This is a genomic window from Microbacterium sp. BE35 (assembly GCF_031457705.1).
Lineage (GTDB): Bacteria > Actinomycetota > Actinomycetes > Actinomycetales > Microbacteriaceae > Microbacterium > Microbacterium trichothecenolyticum.
This window is the reverse complement of sequence record NZ_JAVDXD010000001.1, coordinates 34,778-50,976: the sequence shown is the minus strand read 5'-3', so window position 1 is coordinate 50,976 and position 16,199 is coordinate 34,778. Positions and strand designations below refer to the sequence as shown.

The window sequence follows — 16,199 nt, the reverse complement described above, 5'->3', positions numbered from 1 at the left end:
CGCGACCCGCGTCATGCGCGGGCCGCGGCCTGTGACGGGTTCCGGCATCAGTCGGACGAGCGCAGGATGATCGCCTCGGTCGGCGGGGAGGGGTCGTGCGGGTGCCCGACGTACCCGATGACCTCGAGCAGCGCGTGGCGGAACTCGGCCGGCCGCTCCAGGTGCGGCGAGTGCCCGGTGTCCTCGAGCGCGAGCTCGGTGACTTGGCCGCCCGCGTCGGAGTACCGGGCCAGGACGTCGCGCGTCTGCGACACCATCTCCTGCGGCGGTGCGACGTCGTCCCCGGGCCAGCCGGGGACGATGCCGAGCTTTCCGAGGTGATTGAAGTCGTAGAAGGATGCGTCCGACACGATGGCGTCGGCGGTGCCGTGGATCCACAGGATCGGCGGCTTGTCGGAGAGGTCGACGATGCCCGAGACGTCGAAGTGACCGGGCGTCATGGTGTTGAGCACCCCGATGTCGCCGGCGCCGAAGCCCGGCCAGTTCTCGCTCTTCACCATGTCGCCGGGGTAGTTGCCGGTCGCCGTCGAGGTCGTGAGCATCGACTCCACCCAGACGTCCTCGTTGTCGGTCTGATATCCGGGGGCCACGTAGCCCGAGCGGAAGACGTTGCGAGGCGAGGTCGGCGCCTCGTCGGTGGTGTCGTGGTCGATCAGGCGCTGCACGAAGTCCGGGTTCGCTCCGCCGCCGCCGCACCCTGCGTCGTCATCGGTGAGGCGCGAGCCGTCGCGGCGGGTGCCGCCGAACCCGTACGGCGACACCGGTGCCTGCAGGGTGAGGCTGAGTGCGCCATGATCGAGCGCGTACTGCATCACGACGCCGCCTCCCATCGACCATCCGACGAGGTGCGCCGTCGCGATCCCGAGCGCCTCGAGCGTCGCGCGCACGTCGTCGCTGAAGTCGCGGACCCCGCGGGTCGCGTCGATCGGCGCGTGTTCCGTTCCGCCGAAGCCTCGCAGGTCGATCGCGAGAACCCGCAGGTCGTGAGGCAGGTCCTGCATCAACTCCTGCCAGAACAGCGACGACGACACGTTGCCGTGGATGAGCACCACGGTGCGATCGGGCGGTGTGGCCGGGTCGTCCGCGGTGCGCTCCAGCACGTTCACCGACAGCCCGGGCGTCTCGACGATGCGTGCGGCGATGCCGTCGAAGAGGGTCATTTCGGGTGCCTCCCACGTCCTGCGGAAGCCCCTGCGACCCCGCCCACTCACGAGAATAGACCGGCCGCGGGATCTTGTGAATCAGGTTTCATGTTAGGGATGCCGCGGCCGCGGCCGGGCCCACGCGCCGGGGGGTCCCCTCCGCCCGCCGGCGGCGCGCGGAGGGGCGCGGGACCGGTCAGTCCTCCGTGGAGGGCGGGGTCTGGCCGGTGTAGAAGGCGAACGTGTTGTCGGCGGCTCGCGCAGCGGCAGCGGGATCGGCGCCGTCGGCGGCGTGCGCGGCGCCCCACGCATCGGCGGCGCCGCGATAGAACGCGCGGCCTTCGTCCGTGAACGCCCATGCCTCGGCGTCTTCGGGCTTGGGCCCACCGCCGCCGGTGAGGTGAAGATTGAGCCCGAGCAGGCCGCCATCCCAGCCGACACCGGTGGCGCCGGGGCCGTAGACGTCCCAGAACTCGGCGGGCACCTCGTCGGTGCGGGCGATGTGCTCCAGCTCGAAGCGGGTCGCATCGACGCCCTCCGCCGTGAGCCGCACCGTGAGCCAGGTCACGCCGCCGCCGTACTCCCACGTCGCCTTGTAGTGCGCGGCGCCGTTCGCGGGAGGCGCGCACTCCTGGATCTCGCCGCCGGCGTTGCCCTCGATCTGGTAGCGGCCGCCGACCATGAGGTCACCCGAGATGGGCTGGAACCACCGTGCGATCCGGTCCGCGCGGGTGACGGCGTCCCAGACGTCGTCGATGGGGGACGGATAGGTCTGCGCGAGCGTCTGCACGCGCGACGGGAAGCCGTCGATCTCTTCGCTCGCGATCTCGCGGCTCACTGCGGCGAGCTGGCGCTGCACGTCGACCATGTCAATCCTCCTGGGGTTCGGTCGTGTCGGTGTCGCCGGCGGTGTCCTGTTCCGCCGCGAGACGCCGGGCCCGGCGCCCCCGTGCGAGCTCGGTGCCGAGGGCGTCGAGATGCGGCTGCCAGAACCGCCGGAACGGGTCGAACCAGGCCGCGGCGTTCTCGATCGGCTCCGGCGCGATCGCGTAGAGGCGGCGGGCGCCCTCCGGCCGCACCGTCGCGAACCCCGACTCGCGCAGCACCCGCAGGTGCTGGGAGACGGCGGGCTGCGAGATGCCGAACTCACGCTGCACGTCCTCGCCGATCTCGCCGGCGCTGCGCTCGCCCTCCGCCAGGAGTTCGAGGATGCGTCGGCGCACCGGGTCGCCGAGGATGTCGAGCGCGTGCACGGGACCATGTTTGCGCTCTGGCTTATATAAGTCAAGACCTATCCTGACCTATCCGTTCGCAATTCAGGATGGATGGCGTCGGGATAGGGTGCGACCCACATGTTTCCGCGCCTCGACGCGTGTGGGTGGAGCAACCATCCTGAATTGCGAACACGGGTGGGCTCGTAGGATCGGATCCATGGCTGCAGACACCCCCGCCCTTCCGCCCATCGCGATCCTCGGCGCCGGCTCCATGGGCGGTGCGATCGCCCGCGGTCTGTCTCGATCGGGCCTCGCTGCCGGGGGAGTGACCACGACGAACCGCTCCCTCGCGAAGGCCGCAGAGCTGGAGGGCCTCGAAGGCGTCACGAGCCTCGCCCTGGAGGCGCAGTCGACCGCGAACACGGATGCCGCGACCGCCGCGGGCGTCGTGCTCGTGGGTGTCAAGCCGACGATGGTGCCGGACCTGCTGCGGGAGATCGCGCCGGTGCTGCGGCCCGGGACGATCGTGGTGAGCCTCGCCGCCGGTGTCACCGTCGCGACCTTCGAGGAGATCCTCGGGGACGGTGTCGCGGTGCTCCGCTCCATGCCGAACACGCCCGCGCTCGTCGGGCATGGAGTCACCGGCCTCGCTGCCGGCTCGCGCGCGGACGAGGGCGCGGTCGCCACGGTCCGTCGGCTGTTCGAGACCGTCGGCTCCGTCGTCGAGGTGCCGGAGTCGCAGATCGACGCGCTCTCCACGATCTCGGGCTCGGGTCCTGCGTACTTCTTCCTGCTCGTGGAGGAGTTCACGAAGGCCGCCGTCGCCAAGGGATTCGCCCAGCCCGAGGCGCGGCTCATGGCGGAGCAGACCTTCATCGGCGCTGCGGCGCTGCTCGAGGCATCCGGAGACGATCCCGCCGAGCTGCGACGACGCGTCACCAGCCCGAAGGGGACGACCGAGCGGGCCATCGCGGTGCTGGAGGACGCCCGCCTCGACGACGTGTTCGCCGAAGCCACCGATGCGGCGCTGGCCCGTGCGAAAGAGCTCGCCCAGGGCGGGTGAGCGACTCGTGCGAATCAGCCTCTGGGCTGCTTCATGTACCACTCGGTGAACGCGCGAGCCCGCCCATCCTCGTCGAGGTCGATCACCCACAGGTTGCGGTAGGTCCGACCGTCGGGCTGCTCCTCACCCGAGGCGGCGTAGTCGGTTCGGGCGTCGACGAAGACACGGTGGCCGTCGACACCCGCGATCTCCCATTCGAACTCGTACGTGCCCGGCTCGTCGCGCGCGTCGAGCCATCCGGCGACGATCGCGTCAGCACCCGCCCACGGCTCACCCCACGGCTGGGTGAGGTACGCGGCATCGTCGGTGAAGAGTGCTCGGATGTCGTCGGGCTCGTTCGTCTTCCACGCGTTCTCGTACGCCGCGACCCATCGCCGGGCGGCCGCCTCCGTCGTGTTCCGGTCTGTCATGCCGCGAGTATCCCGCGAACCCCGGACAACCGCATCCACCCGGGCAGAGCCCCGGCCGGAGTGCTCGCAGACACAGCAGGAGGGGTGGCACTCGCGTGCCACCCCTCCTGGTCGGATCAGCGCGTCAGCCGCAGACGGTGCCCGCGTAGGTCGCGGTCGTCGTCGACGTGACGGGGGCTCCGCCGAGCGTCGCCGTCGCGGTCACCTCGACAAAGCCGCCTTCGAGGTTTCCGAGTCGCGTGGTGAACGCCTGCGACGTGGCCTTGCCGGCGGCGACGGAGGCGATGTCCTTCGCGCCGTAGGCGGTCGCGACCTTGAGCGAAGCTGCGACATCGTCGAGGTTCGTCGCCGTCACGGTGAGCACGGCCTTGCCGGCGACGCAGCGAGCCGCGGTCGTGACCCGGATCTCCGGGCCGGTCGGCGGGAGCTGGATCGTCTGCGGTACGACGCTCTCGAGAGTGGGCACGACCGGCTTGATGAGCCCGTCGGCGCCGAACTCGAGCTTGTCGATCGTCGTCTCACGGTGCGTTCCGTCGCCGCCGGGCATTCCGAACCGGTGGTACGCGATGTACCAGTCGTCAGTGCCCGGGACGTTGATGATCGAGCTGTGGCCGGTGCCCTTGATGCCGAGCGACAGGTCCTTCTGCAGGATCACGCCGCGATACGTCCACGGACCGTTCATGCTGGTCGCGGTGGCGTACCCGACCCGGTAGTTCTCCGATCCGGTGTCGTCGATGGCGTAGGTGAGGTGGTACAGCCCGTTGCGGTAGTTGAAGAAGACGCCCTCGCGGAAGTCCGTCAGCCCGTTGATCCGCTGGTACGTGCCCGGCTTGATCGACACCATGTCGTCGTTGAGCTCCGCCAGCACCGGCGACCCGTTGCCCCAGCCCAGATACCACTTGCCCGTCACCGGGTCGTGGAAGGCGGCCGGGTCGATGGCCTGACCGGACGTGACGGCCTCGTTGTTGAGGATCATCGCCGCGGGCTGTGCGATGAACGGTCCTTCGGGGCTGTCGGCCACCGCGACGCCGATCGTCTTGCGGTTGTACGTCGGGTTGTGGCCGCTGAAGTAGAAGTAGTACTTCCCGTCCCGCTCGATGACCGTCGGCGCCCACGCGTTGCCGGTCGCCCACGGCACGTTGCCGTTCGCGCCGTCGAGGGTGAGGAACGGCTGCGCCGCCCGCTCCCAGGTCACGAGGTCCTTCGACTTCCACACGTAGAACGTGTTGCCTCCCCACCCGGGCAGCCCGTCGGTCGTCGCGTAGATGTAGTACGTGTCGCCGAACACCGCGATGTTCGGGTCGGCGTAGTACCCCGGCAGCACCGGGCTGTTCACCACGCGCGCCTCGATCTTCCACGTGACGGTCGAGCCGTCCGGCTTCGTCAGCGTGTAGCTCTTCGGCTGGGTGAGGTTCACCGTCGTGCCCGACGCGGGCGAGACCGTGGCCCCGGGAACGGTCGAGAACGTCGGGGCGAGTGCCGAGACATCCGTCCCCTTCTTCACGGGCAGCACGACCGAGTGGTCCGTCGCGTCGACGATCGGCGCGAGCTTGAGCGCATCGGCGTTCGCGAGCGAGACGTCCAGGAGCTGGTCGGTGACGCCCGCATTCGCGAGCACCTCGACGGGCGAGAGCGCACGGTTGTACACGCTCACGTTGTCGAACCAGCCCTGGAAGTAGCCGTCAGCGGAATAGAACGACTTGCCCAGGTACCCGGCGAGGCTCGTGCCGAGGTCGCTGACCTTGGTGTTCAGGGTCGTGTTCTGACCCATCCGGATGCCGTCCGAGTACACCGTCATCGTCGTGCCCTCGAAGACGACGTCGATGTGGTGCCACTGGCCCGAGGCGACCGTTCCGGTCACCGCGGACTCGGTCGTGTACGTCGCCTGGGTGATCGCACTGCGCACATCACCTCCTCGCACGCGCAGGAAGTAGTACTTGTTGGAGTCCTTGCCGAAGGCGAACGAGAAGAAGTTGCCGCTGGTCTTCTCCGACTTGACGTCCATCGACACGGTCATGGTGTCGCGCCCGTCGAAGAAGCCGGTCGGGAACGACGCGAAGCCGTTCGTCGAGCCGTCGAGCTTGAGCGCCTTGCCCTTGACGGCATCCGTCGCCACTGCCGCCGTGCCCGACGCGGTCAGGTTCGCCGCGCCGATCGAGTCGTTCAGCGTGCCGTCGTCGAACGTGTACTTCGCGATCGGCTCCTGCTGAGGCTCCTCCGGGTCGGTCGGGTCGACCGGCTCGTCGCCGTACGCCGCGAGCAGGCGCTCCTCCTCGGCAGCCGACAGCCGCATCACCGAGCCGTGGCGGAAGGCCTGGTCGAACGAGTACTGGTTCGCACCCGATCCCGCGCTCAGCTGCGTGAACTGCAGGCTCGCGAGGGTGTCGGCGGTCTGCGCGTAGTAGCCGCTCTGGTCGCCCATCAGCGCCCAGCGCCCGTCGGGGAGCTGGTAGGCCGTGAGGCCCTCCATCGAGGCGCGCATGCCGTGGGCCGCCGCCTCGCCGCGGGCGATCACCGTGGTCCACGGGCCGTCCAGGCTCGTGGCGGTGTCGACGACCGTGTGCCAGTCCGACGTCGAGAAGCGGTAGTACGTGTCGCCTTCCTTCGCGATGGTCGTGTCGATGATGTTCGGCCCGGTCGCGCCGTCGCCCTTGGCGTTCAGCGAGAGCCAGATCTCGGGCTTGGTGAACGTGGTGAAGTCGCGCGTCTTGGTGAGGTACACCCGCAGCGCCCAGTCGTTCGTGCCGTTGTCGGTCTTGTCGCGCGCCGACCAGTACACGTAGTACTCGCCGGTCGCCTCGTTGTAGATCGCCTCGGGCGCCCACACGCAGCCCGCCTGGTCGAAGCCCGCGAACACGATGCGCTGGTCGCTCCAGTGCACGAGGTCGGTCGACTCCCACACCACGATGTTCTGGCTGGCGTTCAGCTGGTCCCAGCCGGAGCCGCCGGCCCCACCGCCCTCGGCGTGCAGGTCGGTGCCGATGATCCAGTACTTGTCGCCCTCGGGGGAGCGCACCAGGTGCGGGTCCCGCACGCCCAGGTCGCCGGCGAGGTTCGCGAGGATCGGCTCGTTGTCGTTGAGCTTGTCCCAGTGCAGGCCGTCGTCGCTGTAGCCGTAGAAGATCTTCTCGTAGCCGCCCTGCGCCGCGAAGTGCGTCCACAGGTAGCCCGCCGAGTAGTCCTTGTCGAGACCGGCCGGGGTGGCCTTCACTGTCACCGGGATGGTGCGCTGCACGCCGGAGGCCGCGACCGTCGCGGTGAGCGTCACGACGGTGTCGCTCGCGCCGCGCGTCACCACGCCGGCCGCCTTGCCGCCCTGCGCCGTGGTGGTGATGACGCCGGCCGGTGATGCCGACCACGTGATGGCGCTGCCGTTCTTCGAGCCCGCCGCCGGCAGCGTGATGTTGCCGCGGACGTCGCTCGCGTTCGGGATCGAGATCGCATCGAGGTCGGCCTGGGCGAGCGCTTCGCTGCCCGGCTGCGGCAGCACGGTCGCCGTGAACTGCTTCGTCTGCGTCGACGCACCCCGGGTGAGCGTCGCCGTCAGCGTGACGTCGACGCTCGGCTGGCCCGCCGCCGGACGCGTGACGGCGCCCGTCCCCGAGATCACGCCCGCGTTGCCGGTCGCCCACGCGACACTCGACCCGTTCGCCGCCGTCGACGGCAGAGCGAGGTTGGCGGTGACCGCGCTCAGGTTGCCGAGGGAGAGCGCCGCCGCATCGCGCTGCACGCGCGTCGCATCGGCCGGGGCGAGCCCGGCGACCTCGGTCTCCGTCAGCGCGGAGTCGTAGATCCGCACGTTGCGCAGGCTCCCGGCCAAGTACTTGTCGGCGGTGTAGACCGAGCGGCCGAGGTAGTTCGCCGTCGTGACGCCGCCGCCGATGGCGCCCGGCTTGATCGTGACGCCGGTGCTCTGCGCGACCTGCGCCCCGTCGAGGTACACGCGGGCGGTGTCGGTCGCGTCATCGAGCGTGTAGGTGATCGTCTTCCAGACGTCGCGGGCGAGGTTCGCGCTGCTGTTGACGGTCTGCTCGGTCGTCCAGTTGCCGGTCGCGATCGAGGTCTTGTAGGTGTTGCCGGTCGAGTACAGGTACCCGTTGCCGACACCCGAGCCGTCGGTGTTTCCGAGGCCGTAGATGAAGTACGGCGTCGCCTGCGACGCACGCACGAGCACGTCGGCGCTCACGGTGATCGAGTCGAGGCCCGCGAGGATGTTGTTCGGCAGCCTGACGTAATCGTCGGTGCCGTCCAAGCGTGCGCCCTCGCTGCCCGTCAGTGTCGGGCCGCCGACATAGGTCGCGTTCCTCCCCGACCCCGAGGCATCCGTCGCCACCGTGCCGGAGGTCTCATCGAGCTGATAGTGCGCGACGAGATGGGGTTCCGCCGCCAAGGCGGGTTGGGTCGCGACGACGGCGCCGGTGACCCCGAGTGCCAATGCCGTGAGCCCTGCGACTGTTCTTCGCAGGCGTGAGTGCCTCATTGCAGATCCTTTCCCTCCCGGTCATCAGCGGCCGGGACGCGCCGACTCGCGATGGTCGGCCCGCCGGAATGTTATCGCTCACTGTGAGCGCGAACAAGGATCGATTTGTAACGATCAAAGCGTGGATCCACGTGTGGCCGCTTCCGGGCAGGCGGAAGCCGCCCGCGCGGAAGCGGGGTGTGTGGGGGGAGGCCGTCAGCGCTCGAGCGAGGCGAAGCGCTCGATGTCGGAGTTGGTGCCCGACACGATGATGAGGTCGTGGTTCGTGACCACGGTGTTGGCCTCGGCGTAGCGGAAGGGTTTGCCGGGGCTTTTCACGCCGACGACCGTGACGTTGTATTTCGTGCGCACGCCGGATTCGTTCAGGCCGACACCGCGGATGAACTTCGGCGGGTACAGCTTCGCCAGCGCGAAGTCGTCGTCGAATCGGATGAAGTCGAGCATGCGTCCGCTGACGAGATGGGCGACGCGCTCGCCGGCCTCCCGCTCGGGGTAGATCACGTGGTTCGCGCCCACGCGGGCGAGGATCTTGCCGTGCGACTGCGACACCGCCTTCGCCCAGATCTGCGGCACTTTCAGGTCGACGAGATTGGCGGTGATGAGGACGGATGCCTCGATCGAGGAGCCCACCGCGACGACGGCGACCGAGAAGTCCTGTGCGCCGATCTGCTTGAGCGAGTCGATGTTGCGGGCGTCCGCCTGCACCGTGTGGGTGACCCGCTCCGACCACTTCTGCACGAGGTCGAGGTTGTCGTCGATGGCGAGCACCTCGCGGTCGAGCCGGTCCAGCTCACCCGCACAGGCGGCGCCGAAGCGCCCGAGTCCGATCACGAGAACAGGCGCATCGCCCCTCATCCGCTCAACCAACGATCGGCCTTTCCACCGGCAGCGAGTACAGCTGCGATCGGGATGACGCGGCCACCGCCGCGGCGAGTGTCACTGTACCAACGCGACCCATGACGATCGTGATGGCCAGGACGTAGATGGCGGGATCCGGCAGCTGCGCGGTGAGGCCGGTCGACAGGCCCACGGTCGCGAAGCCGGAGATGACGTCGAACAGGACGTCTCCGAGATCGGCCTTCGTGATCTGCGTGATGATGATCGTCGAGATCGCGACGATCGTCGAGCCCCAGGCCACGACCGACAGCGCGACGCGCAGCACGTCGCTCGGGATGCGGCGACCGAACGCCTGGTTCGACGCGCGACCCTTGGCCTCGGAGATGACCGCGAGCGCGATGACCGCGAGCGTCGTGACCTTGATGCCGCCCGCCGTCGACGCGGAGCCGCCGCCGACGAACATGAGCATGCACGCGACCAGGAGGCTCGACTGGTTGAGCTGCCCGATGTCGAGGATGGCGAAGCCACCGGATCTCGTCATCGCCGACAGGAAGAACGCCTGGAACGTGGTGTCCCACGCATCGTTGGTGCCGAGGGTGAGCAGGTTGTCGTACTCGAGGATGAGGAAGACGACGCCGCCGAGGAAGAACAGCGTCACCGTCGTGATGAGGGTGAGCTTCGCGTGCAGCGACCACCGCCGGACACGCCACCGCTGACGCAGAAGCGTGTAGATCACCGGGAATCCGATGGAGCCGAGGAACACGCCCGCCATGAGAACCGTGAGGAAGAAGTAGTCGTGCCGGAAGGGCGCGAGGCCCTCGGCGTTCGGCGTGAACCCCGTGTTGGTGAACGACATCGCGGCGTAGAACGGCGCCTCCCACAACGCGACGTTCCACGGAACACCCGCGACGAGCAGGCCCGGATAGAGCAGGATCGCGATCGCGCCCTCGATGACGAGGGTCGACAGGGCGACGGTCGCGAGCAGGCTGCCGATCTGGCCGAGCTGAACCGTCTGGCCCTCGTTGACCGGGCCGCCGTGGGTGCGGAGGGGATTCGAGTCGCTGGCGGCGATGAGCTTCGCGCGCAGGCCGAGCCGCCGCGAGATCACGAGTCCCAGGATGGACGCGAGGGTCAGCACGCCGAGGGCACCGATCTGGACGCCGACGAACACCAGCACATGGCCGAACGGCGACCAGTGCGTCGCCATGTCGACGGTCGCGAGTCCGGTGACGCAGATCGTCGACACCGCCGTGAAGAAGGCGTCGGCGAAGGGGGTGACCTGACCGTTCGCGGCCGCCACGGGAAGCGAGAACAGTCCGGTGAACACCAGGATCAGCGAGAGGAAGATGATGATCGCGAACCGCGCGGGGGAGCGCTGGGTCAGGTCGCGGAAGAACTCCATGAACCCGTGGCCGACGGCGCGCAGCGCACTCATGCCTGAGACGGGTGCGGCGCGCCTGCCATCCGTCATACGGGGTTCCTCCTGGTGCGAACGGTCCTCGTGCGGGCGGCCCGGCGGTCTCGCTCATGGTACTCCGCTGGGCTCCCGACTAATCTGAGCACATGGCGGACATCTTCGACGTGATCGCAGACGGAACGCGTCGCGACATCCTGCGACTGCTGCTCGATCGATCATCCGCCGGAGAGCGCGGCACCAGCGTGTCGCACATCGTGACCGAGCTCGGCGCCAGCCAGCCCACCGTCTCGAAGCACCTCAAGGTGCTGCGCGACGCCCACCTGGTCTCGGTGCGCGAAGAGGGCCAGCACCGCTACTACAGCCTCTCGGCCGCACCCCTCGACGAGGTCGACGACTGGCTCGTGCCCTTCCTCGACGACGACGGCGGCATCGAGGGCGACGGCATCGCCGCGGCGCTGCCGGATTCGGCAGCGCACGCGGCAGAGGTCGTCGGCCGCGCCGCCGCGTCCGCGAAGCACGCCCTCGAGAACGCCCTCAAGCGACTCCCCGGACGTTGACCGACAGAAACGGACGGGATGCCTCGGCTCGAAGCATCCCGTCCGTCGAGCGAGGTCAGTGGCGACGGCTCTTGCGGCCGAAGAGCCACGCGCCCCAGACCGCCGAGATCGCGGCGATCGCGATGCACCAGCCGATGGCCCACCACGCCTCGGTGCCGAGGTCGGTACCCATCAGGAGGCCGCGGAGGGTCTCGATGATCGGGGTGATCGGCTGGTTGTCGGCGACCCACTGCAGCCACTCGGGCATGGTCTCGACCGGCACGAACGCGCTCGACAGGTACGGCAGGAAGAGAATGATGAACCCGTAGCCGGATGCCGCCTCCGGGCTGCCGGCCGCCAGCCCGATCGAGGCGAACAGATACGTGATCGCGAGGATGTACAGCGCGATGAGTCCGGCCGCGCCGATCCACGCGAGGAGGTCGGCGTGCGGGCGGAACCCGACGAGGAGCCCGACCCCGATGACGACGGCGGTCGCGACGAGGTTGCGGGCGAGGCTCGCCACGACGTGACCCGTGAGCACGGCGCCGCTGCGCAGCGGCATCGTGCGGAAGCGGTCGATGATGCCGCTGGACATGTCGCGCGCGACGTAGGTCGCGGTCGTCGCGGCTCCGAAGCCCGCGCAGAGCAGGATGATGCCCGGGACGACGTAGTCGACGTAGGCCCCGCCGGGCTCGATCGCGCCGCCGAACACGAACGTGAACAGCAGCATGAGCATCACCGGCAGCAGGATCGACATGCTGAGCGATTCGCCGTCGCGCAGCGACTGCGTGAGACTGCGTCCGACGAACACCGACTCGGCGGTGAAGCCGCGCAGCGGCGGGCGAGGGGTGATGGCGGTCGTGGTCATGCGAGCTCCTTGGCGGCAGGGGCGTGGGACGCGCCGGTGAGCGAGAGGAAGACGTCGTCGAGGGTCGGGCGTCGCAGCGTCACCTCGGCGCCGGCAACCCCGTCGCCGAGCTGGTCCATCGCCGAGCGAAGGCCGTCGATCGATCCGTCGGTGGCGATCTCGCGCAGCACCTCGCCGCCGGCCCCGGTCAGCACGACGGTGTCGGTGCCCACGAGCGACTTGAGCTCGGCGGGGGTGCCTGTCGCGACGACGCGACCCCCGTCGAGCACCGCGATGCGGCCGGCGAGCTGATCCGCCTCCTCGAGGTACTGGGTCGTGAGGAACACGGTGGTGCCGGCGCTGGCGAGCGACCGGATGACGTCCCACAGCTCACGGCGGCTGCGCGGATCGACGCCGGTGGTGGGCTCGTCGAGGAACAGAACCTCGGGGACCACGACGAAGCTGAGGGCGAGGTCGAGACGTCGGCGCATCCCGCCGGAGTAGGTGCCCACGCGGCGGGTCGCGGCATCCGTCAGCGTGAAGCGCTCCAGCAGCTCGGCGGCGCGCAGCTTCGCGGTCCGCCGCGACAGACCCGACAGGCGCCCGAGCATGACGAGGTTCTCGACCCCGGTGAGCATGTCGTCCACGGCGGCCGACTGCCCGGTGAGCGCGATGCGCCCGCGCACCGCGTCGGGCTGCGTCGCGACGTCGTGCCCCGCCACCCGGGCGCTGCCGACGTCGGGGCGCAGCAGCGTCGTGAGGATCGAGATGGTCGTCGTCTTGCCCGCGCCGTTCGCGCCGAGGAGGGCGAAGATCTCGCCGCGCGCGACTGTGAGATCGAGGCGGTCGAGGACGAGGGTGCGTCCGAAGCTCTTGCCGAGCCCGCGGACGTCGATGGCGGGTGCTGGGCCCACGTACCGAGAGGCTCCGCGCGACGCGCCAGCGGCGTGTGGAGTAGGTGTGGGGATCATCGCGGCATCCTTCCGTCAGATCGTGTAGGGGAGAAACTGTTTATGCCAGTAACTGTTTATGACGCTAACACACTGTTTACGTAATAAACAGTCTTAGACTGACGCCATGACCGATGCAGTCGAGCCCGAGCTCCCGCGGGGCATCGCCCTCGCGTGGGGAGTGGCCGCCAACCCGCAGCGCGGCCCCAAGCGCGAGATGAGCGTCGAGCGCATCGTGGAGGCGGCGGTGGAGATCGCGGATGCCGAGGGCCTCGGTGCCGTGTCGATGGCCGCGGTGGCAGCGCGCCTCGGCTTCACTCCGATGTCGCTCTACCGCTACGTCACCGCGAAGGAAGACCTCATCCTGCTCATGCAGGAGGAGGCGACCGGTGCGCCGTCGGAGGCGACGCGGACGGCCGGTGGGTGGCGTGAGCGGCTGGAAGCGCTCTACCGCGAGCAGTTGCAGCACTACCTCACGCACCCGTGGGTCCTCGACATCCCGATCTCGGGGGTCCCCGCGACGCCGAACAGCGCCGCATGGATGGACGCCGGGCTGAGCGCGCTCGCCGACACCGACCTCAGCTACACCGAGCGCCTCGCCGTCATGCTGCTCGTCACCGGCACCGCGCACTGGGCCGGCACCGTCCTCGCGGGCTACGCGCGGGTCGAGCGCGAGCGGGGTGTCGACGGCCAGGCGATCAGCCGCAGCGAGGACGCGATGTTTCGCGCCCTGATCACGGCCGACGCCTACCCCGAGCTCCGTGCCGCGATCGAGGCGGGCGCGTTCCTCGACGAGTCGGATCCGTTCTCCTTCGCCCTCGCCCGCGGCCTCGAAGGGGTCAGCGCCTACATCGCCGCGACAGCCGACGGACGCCCGGAACGGCCGCAGTCGTGGGTCGTGCCCGACGACGCCGACATCGCCGACGACAAGAAGTTCCGCGAGGCCCGCAAGGCCGTGCGTGAGGCCGAGAAGGCTCTGCGCGACGCCCACAAGCTCGAGCGTCAGGCCGCGCGCGAGGCGCGTGATCGGCGCGCTCGGCAGCGTCCGGAAGCGTGATCACCCCACGGGCATCACGTGTCACAGGCTTCACACCAGTCTCTGTGTTTACACGCGGGTCGCCCGCGTTCTAAAGTGACTGCAGCACTTCTGGGGAAGGGGGGATCGACATGGCTGAATTGCCGGACGTGCGCTTCCTCACGGTGGCCGAGGTCGCTGAGCTGATGCGGGTCTCGAAGATGACGGTGTACAGGCTCGTGCACTCGGGCGAGCTGCCCGCGGTGCGCTTCGGCCGCAGCTACCGCGTGCCCGACTCAGCGGTCACCGAGGCTCTGCAACGGCCGATCGCCGACGTCGGCTAGACTGTCCCGAGGCATTTTCCTTTTGCCCCGTTCCCGGGCGCGGCCAGGCCGCGTCCAGACCCCGATCTAGTGAGGTTTTCCGTGGGTTCTGTCATCAAGAAGCGCCGCAAGCGCATGGCGAAGAAGAAGCACCGCAAGCTGCTTCGCAAGACTCGCCACCAGCGCCGCAACAAGAAGTAAGCGGCATCCGCACCAAGCGCCTGTCTCCGGACGGGCGCTTCGTGTATCCCGCGCCCCCGCCGGCGCAGCCCGCGACCCGAGAGGCCGTCATGAAGTCCATCACCGTTCAGCAGTTGCGCGACCGCGTCGGAACGCCGCTCATCGATGTCCGCGAGGTCGACGAGTACGCCGCGGGCCACGTGCCCGGCGCCGTGAACATCCCGATGTCGGTCATCGGCGGTCGCCTCGACGAACTGCCCGACGGCGCGTTCGACGTCATCTGCGCGATCGGCGGCCGCTCCGGCCGCGTGGTCGAAGCGCTCGAAGCGCGCGGCTACGACGTCACCAACGTCGACGGCGGCACGAACGAGTGGATCGCGGCCGGCTTCCCGGTCGAGGCGTGACGCCGCGCGTGAGGACCATCACCCTCATCGGCAAGCCCGACTGCCACTTGTGCGACGTGGCGCGCGAGGTCGTCGAGACCGTCGTGGCGGAGCTGCCCGAGGACGCGGTCGACGTCGAGGAGCTCTCGATCGCCGACGACCCGTCCCTCTATGCGCAGTGGTGGGAGAAGATCCCCGTCGTGCTCATCGACGGTGAGCTGCACGGACACTGGCGTGTGTCGCCCGACCGCCTGCGTGCGGCGCTGGCCACTGCGCGCTGACGGACCGGCGTCACCTCTCGATCTCTTCGACCTCCGCGCCGGGCGCGTTCGTCTTGACCGATTCGATGCCGTTCAGTGCGCTCGCCTTCGACGAGTATCCCTGACTGGTCGCGATCACCTGTCCGTTCGACGCCTTCAGGTTGAAGCGCCAGTCTCCGCCCTTGTCGGTCCACAGTTCGAACTTGCCCGCCATCGGAGCCCCCTCGGTCCATGTGGGAAGCGGACGGATGCCGCGTCCCGGCGTGTCGCCGCGTTCACGCTATCGGCGCCGGCGTCGCCGCGGAAGGGACCCGCGTCCTCCGGGTTCCGGGTGGCGGATGCCGGGGTTCACGCCCGCAAGCGAGTCCGGAGCGCGTCGAGCTCCGCGTCGGTGAGGCCGCCCGACTGCAGATAGGCGGCGGACCCGCCCTTGCCGTCGACCCAGGTCAGGGCCTGCTCGATCGCAGCGGGAGGAGTCCTGGTCACGAGGGTGCGCAGCGAGTCGGTGACGGGCACGCCCATCGAGGTGAGGGTGCCGAGCATGCCCTCGGCCCAGGGACCGGCGAGGTTGTCCTGCGAGGACGCGTAGTCGGCGACGATCGCGTCGCGCTCCGCGCCCGCGGCGTCGAGCATCAGGGCGACCGCCACCCCCGTGCGATCCTTCCCCGCGGTGCAGTGCACGAGCACCGCCGTCGGCTCGTCGTCGGTGGATGCGCCGACGAGGCGTGCCACGCCCGCGAAGGTCTCTGCGCCGGCGGCGAGCATCGACAGGTACAGCTCGCCGAGCGTGGGCAGCTGCGCCAGCACGGTCGCGAACGACTCCGGCACTGCCGTCGCGTCGGCGCCGACCGCCGGCTGGGGCAGCGCGCCCTCCAGGAGGGTGAGCGACTCGACGCGGAACGGGCGTGACACCGGAACCCGATCGGGAGCCATCTGCTGCTCGACGGGCGTGCGGAAATCGGCGATCACGCCTACCGCCGTGTCGGCGAGCTGCGCGAGCCCGTCGTCGGTGAGCGCGTTGAGCGCGGCAGACCGGTAGAGCACGCCGCTGCGGATCACGCCGCCCGAGGTCAGCGGCATCCCGCCCGTATCGCGGAAGTTGAACAGTCCCTCGATCGCCATACGATTCACCCTAGCCGCCG

General features: G+C 69.4%; 18 protein-coding genes. 7 read left to right on the top strand and 11 right to left on the bottom strand.

The window, feature by feature from the left end:
• Window positions 1-47 precede the first annotated feature (47 nt).
• The 3 genes from J2Y46_RS00245 to J2Y46_RS00235 all read right to left on the bottom strand — a co-directional run bounded on the left by J2Y46_RS00245 (window position 48) and on the right by J2Y46_RS00235 (window position 2,395).
• Window positions 48-1,160, bottom strand: a complete 1,113-nt coding sequence (locus J2Y46_RS00245) for an alpha/beta fold hydrolase (RefSeq protein ID WP_045296514.1) — start codon at window positions 1,158-1,160, stop codon at window positions 48-50.
• Between the two features lie 178 nt (window positions 1,161-1,338).
• Entirely contained in the window at window positions 1,339-2,010 is a 672-nt protein-coding gene (locus tag J2Y46_RS00240) for an SRPBCC domain-containing protein (protein ID WP_310239368.1), read from the bottom strand.
• A 1-nt stretch (window position 2,011) separates the two neighbouring features.
• Window positions 2,012-2,395 carry a metalloregulator ArsR/SmtB family transcription factor gene (locus tag J2Y46_RS00235; protein WP_310239365.1) on the bottom strand — a complete coding sequence of 128 codons (384 nt, stop codon included), beginning with the start codon at window positions 2,393-2,395 and terminating at the stop codon, window positions 2,012-2,014.
• A gap of 178 nt (window positions 2,396-2,573) precedes the next feature.
• On the opposite strand from J2Y46_RS00235, the gene proC reads away from it, so the two are divergent.
• Window positions 2,574-3,419 carry a pyrroline-5-carboxylate reductase gene (proC, locus tag J2Y46_RS00230; RefSeq protein ID WP_310239361.1) on the top strand — a complete coding sequence of 282 codons (846 nt, stop codon included), beginning with the start codon at window positions 2,574-2,576 and terminating at the stop codon, window positions 3,417-3,419.
• A 14-nt stretch (window positions 3,420-3,433) separates the two neighbouring features.
• Here the strand turns inward: proC and J2Y46_RS00225 are convergent, their stop codons facing one another.
• The 4 genes from J2Y46_RS00225 to J2Y46_RS00210 form a co-directional block, all read right to left on the bottom strand.
• Window positions 3,434-3,829, bottom strand: a complete 396-nt coding sequence (locus J2Y46_RS00225; RefSeq protein WP_310239360.1) for a nuclear transport factor 2 family protein — start codon at window positions 3,827-3,829, stop codon at window positions 3,434-3,436.
• 124 nt (window positions 3,830-3,953) lie between these two features.
• On the bottom strand, window positions 3,954-8,309 hold the full coding sequence (locus J2Y46_RS00220) for a family 43 glycosylhydrolase (RefSeq protein ID WP_310239357.1): 4,356 nt from the start codon (window positions 8,307-8,309) through the stop codon (window positions 3,954-3,956).
• 195 nt (window positions 8,310-8,504) lie between these two features.
• On the bottom strand, window positions 8,505-9,164 hold the full coding sequence (locus J2Y46_RS00215; protein WP_396653137.1) for a TrkA family potassium uptake protein: 660 nt from the start codon (window positions 9,162-9,164) through the stop codon (window positions 8,505-8,507).
• A 4-nt stretch (window positions 9,165-9,168) separates the two neighbouring features.
• The gene (locus tag J2Y46_RS00210; protein ID WP_045296508.1) at window positions 9,169-10,581 is read right to left on the bottom strand and encodes a potassium transporter TrkG; all 1,413 of its coding nucleotides are present in this window, start codon (window positions 10,579-10,581) and stop codon (window positions 9,169-9,171) included.
• Window positions 10,582-10,709: 128 nt separating this feature from the next.
• On the opposite strand from J2Y46_RS00210, the gene J2Y46_RS00205 reads away from it, so the two are divergent.
• Window positions 10,710-11,120 (top strand): metalloregulator ArsR/SmtB family transcription factor, encoded by a 411-nt coding sequence (locus J2Y46_RS00205; RefSeq protein ID WP_310239349.1) that lies wholly within the window; start codon window positions 10,710-10,712, stop codon window positions 11,118-11,120.
• A 55-nt stretch (window positions 11,121-11,175) separates the two neighbouring features.
• Here the strand turns inward: J2Y46_RS00205 and J2Y46_RS00200 are convergent, their stop codons facing one another.
• Together J2Y46_RS00200 and J2Y46_RS00195 are read right to left on the bottom strand one after the other, a co-directional pair.
• The gene (locus J2Y46_RS00200; RefSeq protein WP_310239347.1) at window positions 11,176-11,967 is read right to left on the bottom strand and encodes an ABC transporter permease; all 792 of its coding nucleotides are present in this window, start codon (window positions 11,965-11,967) and stop codon (window positions 11,176-11,178) included.
• Window positions 11,964-12,917 (bottom strand): ATP-binding cassette domain-containing protein, encoded by a 954-nt coding sequence (locus J2Y46_RS00195; RefSeq protein ID WP_084695399.1) that lies wholly within the window; start codon window positions 12,915-12,917, stop codon window positions 11,964-11,966. Before J2Y46_RS00195 ends, J2Y46_RS00200 begins: the two co-directional genes overlap by 4 nt.
• Window positions 12,918-13,023: 106 nt before the next feature.
• Here J2Y46_RS00195 and J2Y46_RS00190 point away from each other — a divergent pair, with 106 nt between their 5' ends.
• The 5 genes from J2Y46_RS00190 to J2Y46_RS00170 all read left to right on the top strand — a co-directional run bounded on the left by J2Y46_RS00190 (window position 13,024) and on the right by J2Y46_RS00170 (window position 15,078).
• Complete coding sequence (locus J2Y46_RS00190; protein ID WP_045296504.1) at window positions 13,024-13,953, top strand: TetR/AcrR family transcriptional regulator; 930 nt, start codon at window positions 13,024-13,026, stop codon at window positions 13,951-13,953.
• Window positions 13,954-14,063: 110 nt separating this feature from the next.
• Complete coding sequence (locus J2Y46_RS00185; RefSeq protein ID WP_045296502.1) at window positions 14,064-14,255, top strand: helix-turn-helix domain-containing protein; 192 nt, start codon at window positions 14,064-14,066, stop codon at window positions 14,253-14,255.
• An 81-nt stretch (window positions 14,256-14,336) separates the two neighbouring features.
• Window positions 14,337-14,435, top strand: coding sequence for a 30S ribosomal protein bS22 (locus J2Y46_RS00180; protein WP_003792170.1), 99 nt, complete (start codon window positions 14,337-14,339; stop codon window positions 14,433-14,435).
• Window positions 14,436-14,524: 89 nt separating this feature from the next.
• The gene (locus tag J2Y46_RS00175) at window positions 14,525-14,818 is read left to right on the top strand and encodes a rhodanese-like domain-containing protein (protein WP_045296499.1); all 294 of its coding nucleotides are present in this window, start codon (window positions 14,525-14,527) and stop codon (window positions 14,816-14,818) included.
• Between the two features lie 8 nt (window positions 14,819-14,826).
• Complete coding sequence (locus tag J2Y46_RS00170) at window positions 14,827-15,078, top strand: glutaredoxin family protein (RefSeq protein WP_045296556.1); 252 nt, start codon at window positions 14,827-14,829, stop codon at window positions 15,076-15,078.
• 10 nt (window positions 15,079-15,088) lie between these two features.
• On the opposite strand, the gene J2Y46_RS00165 is transcribed toward J2Y46_RS00170, so the two are convergent.
• Both J2Y46_RS00165 and J2Y46_RS00160 read right to left on the bottom strand, forming a co-directional pair.
• Window positions 15,089-15,271, bottom strand: coding sequence for a YegP family protein (locus tag J2Y46_RS00165; protein WP_045296498.1), 183 nt, complete (start codon window positions 15,269-15,271; stop codon window positions 15,089-15,091).
• Window positions 15,272-15,405: 134 nt separating this feature from the next.
• Window positions 15,406-16,179: a tyrosine-protein phosphatase gene (locus J2Y46_RS00160; RefSeq protein WP_045296496.1), complete on the bottom strand. Its 774-nt coding sequence runs from the start codon at window positions 16,177-16,179 to the stop codon at window positions 15,406-15,408.
• Window positions 16,180-16,199 lie beyond the last annotated feature (20 nt).

What these genes read in the sequence shown, in the direction of transcription:
- J2Y46_RS00245 (WP_045296514.1), bottom strand. Translation starts at nt 1,160, where the DNA reads ATGACCCTCTTCGACGGCATCGCCGCACGCATCGTCGAGACGCCCGGG.
- J2Y46_RS00240 (WP_310239368.1), bottom strand. Translation starts at nt 2,010, where the DNA reads ATGGTCGACGTGCAGCGCCAGCTCGCCGCAGTGAGCCGCGAGATCGCG.
- proC (WP_310239361.1), top strand. Translation starts at nt 2,574, where the DNA reads ATGGCTGCAGACACCCCCGCCCTTCCGCCCATCGCGATCCTCGGCGCC.
- J2Y46_RS00225 (WP_310239360.1), bottom strand. Translation starts at nt 3,829, where the DNA reads ATGACAGACCGGAACACGACGGAGGCGGCCGCCCGGCGATGGGTCGCG.
- J2Y46_RS00220 (WP_310239357.1), bottom strand. Translation starts at nt 8,309, where the DNA reads ATGAGGCACTCACGCCTGCGAAGAACAGTCGCAGGGCTCACGGCATTG.
- J2Y46_RS00215 (WP_396653137.1), bottom strand. Translation starts at nt 9,164, where the DNA reads ATGAGGGGCGATGCGCCTGTTCTCGTGATCGGACTCGGGCGCTTCGGC.
- J2Y46_RS00210 (WP_045296508.1), bottom strand. Translation starts at nt 10,581, where the DNA reads ATGAGTGCGCTGCGCGCCGTCGGCCACGGGTTCATGGAGTTCTTCCGC.
- J2Y46_RS00205 (WP_310239349.1), top strand. Translation starts at nt 10,710, where the DNA reads ATGGCGGACATCTTCGACGTGATCGCAGACGGAACGCGTCGCGACATC.
- J2Y46_RS00200 (WP_310239347.1), bottom strand. Translation starts at nt 11,967, where the DNA reads ATGACCACGACCGCCATCACCCCTCGCCCGCCGCTGCGCGGCTTCACC.
- J2Y46_RS00195 (WP_084695399.1), bottom strand. Translation starts at nt 12,917, where the DNA reads ATGATCCCCACACCTACTCCACACGCCGCTGGCGCGTCGCGCGGAGCC.
- J2Y46_RS00190 (WP_045296504.1), top strand. Translation starts at nt 13,024, where the DNA reads ATGACCGATGCAGTCGAGCCCGAGCTCCCGCGGGGCATCGCCCTCGCG.
- J2Y46_RS00185 (WP_045296502.1), top strand. Translation starts at nt 14,064, where the DNA reads ATGGCTGAATTGCCGGACGTGCGCTTCCTCACGGTGGCCGAGGTCGCT.
- J2Y46_RS00175 (WP_045296499.1), top strand. Translation starts at nt 14,525, where the DNA reads ATGAAGTCCATCACCGTTCAGCAGTTGCGCGACCGCGTCGGAACGCCG.
- J2Y46_RS00165 (WP_045296498.1), bottom strand. Translation starts at nt 15,271, where the DNA reads ATGGCGGGCAAGTTCGAACTGTGGACCGACAAGGGCGGAGACTGGCGC.
- J2Y46_RS00160 (WP_045296496.1), bottom strand. Translation starts at nt 16,179, where the DNA reads ATGGCGATCGAGGGACTGTTCAACTTCCGCGATACGGGCGGGATGCCG.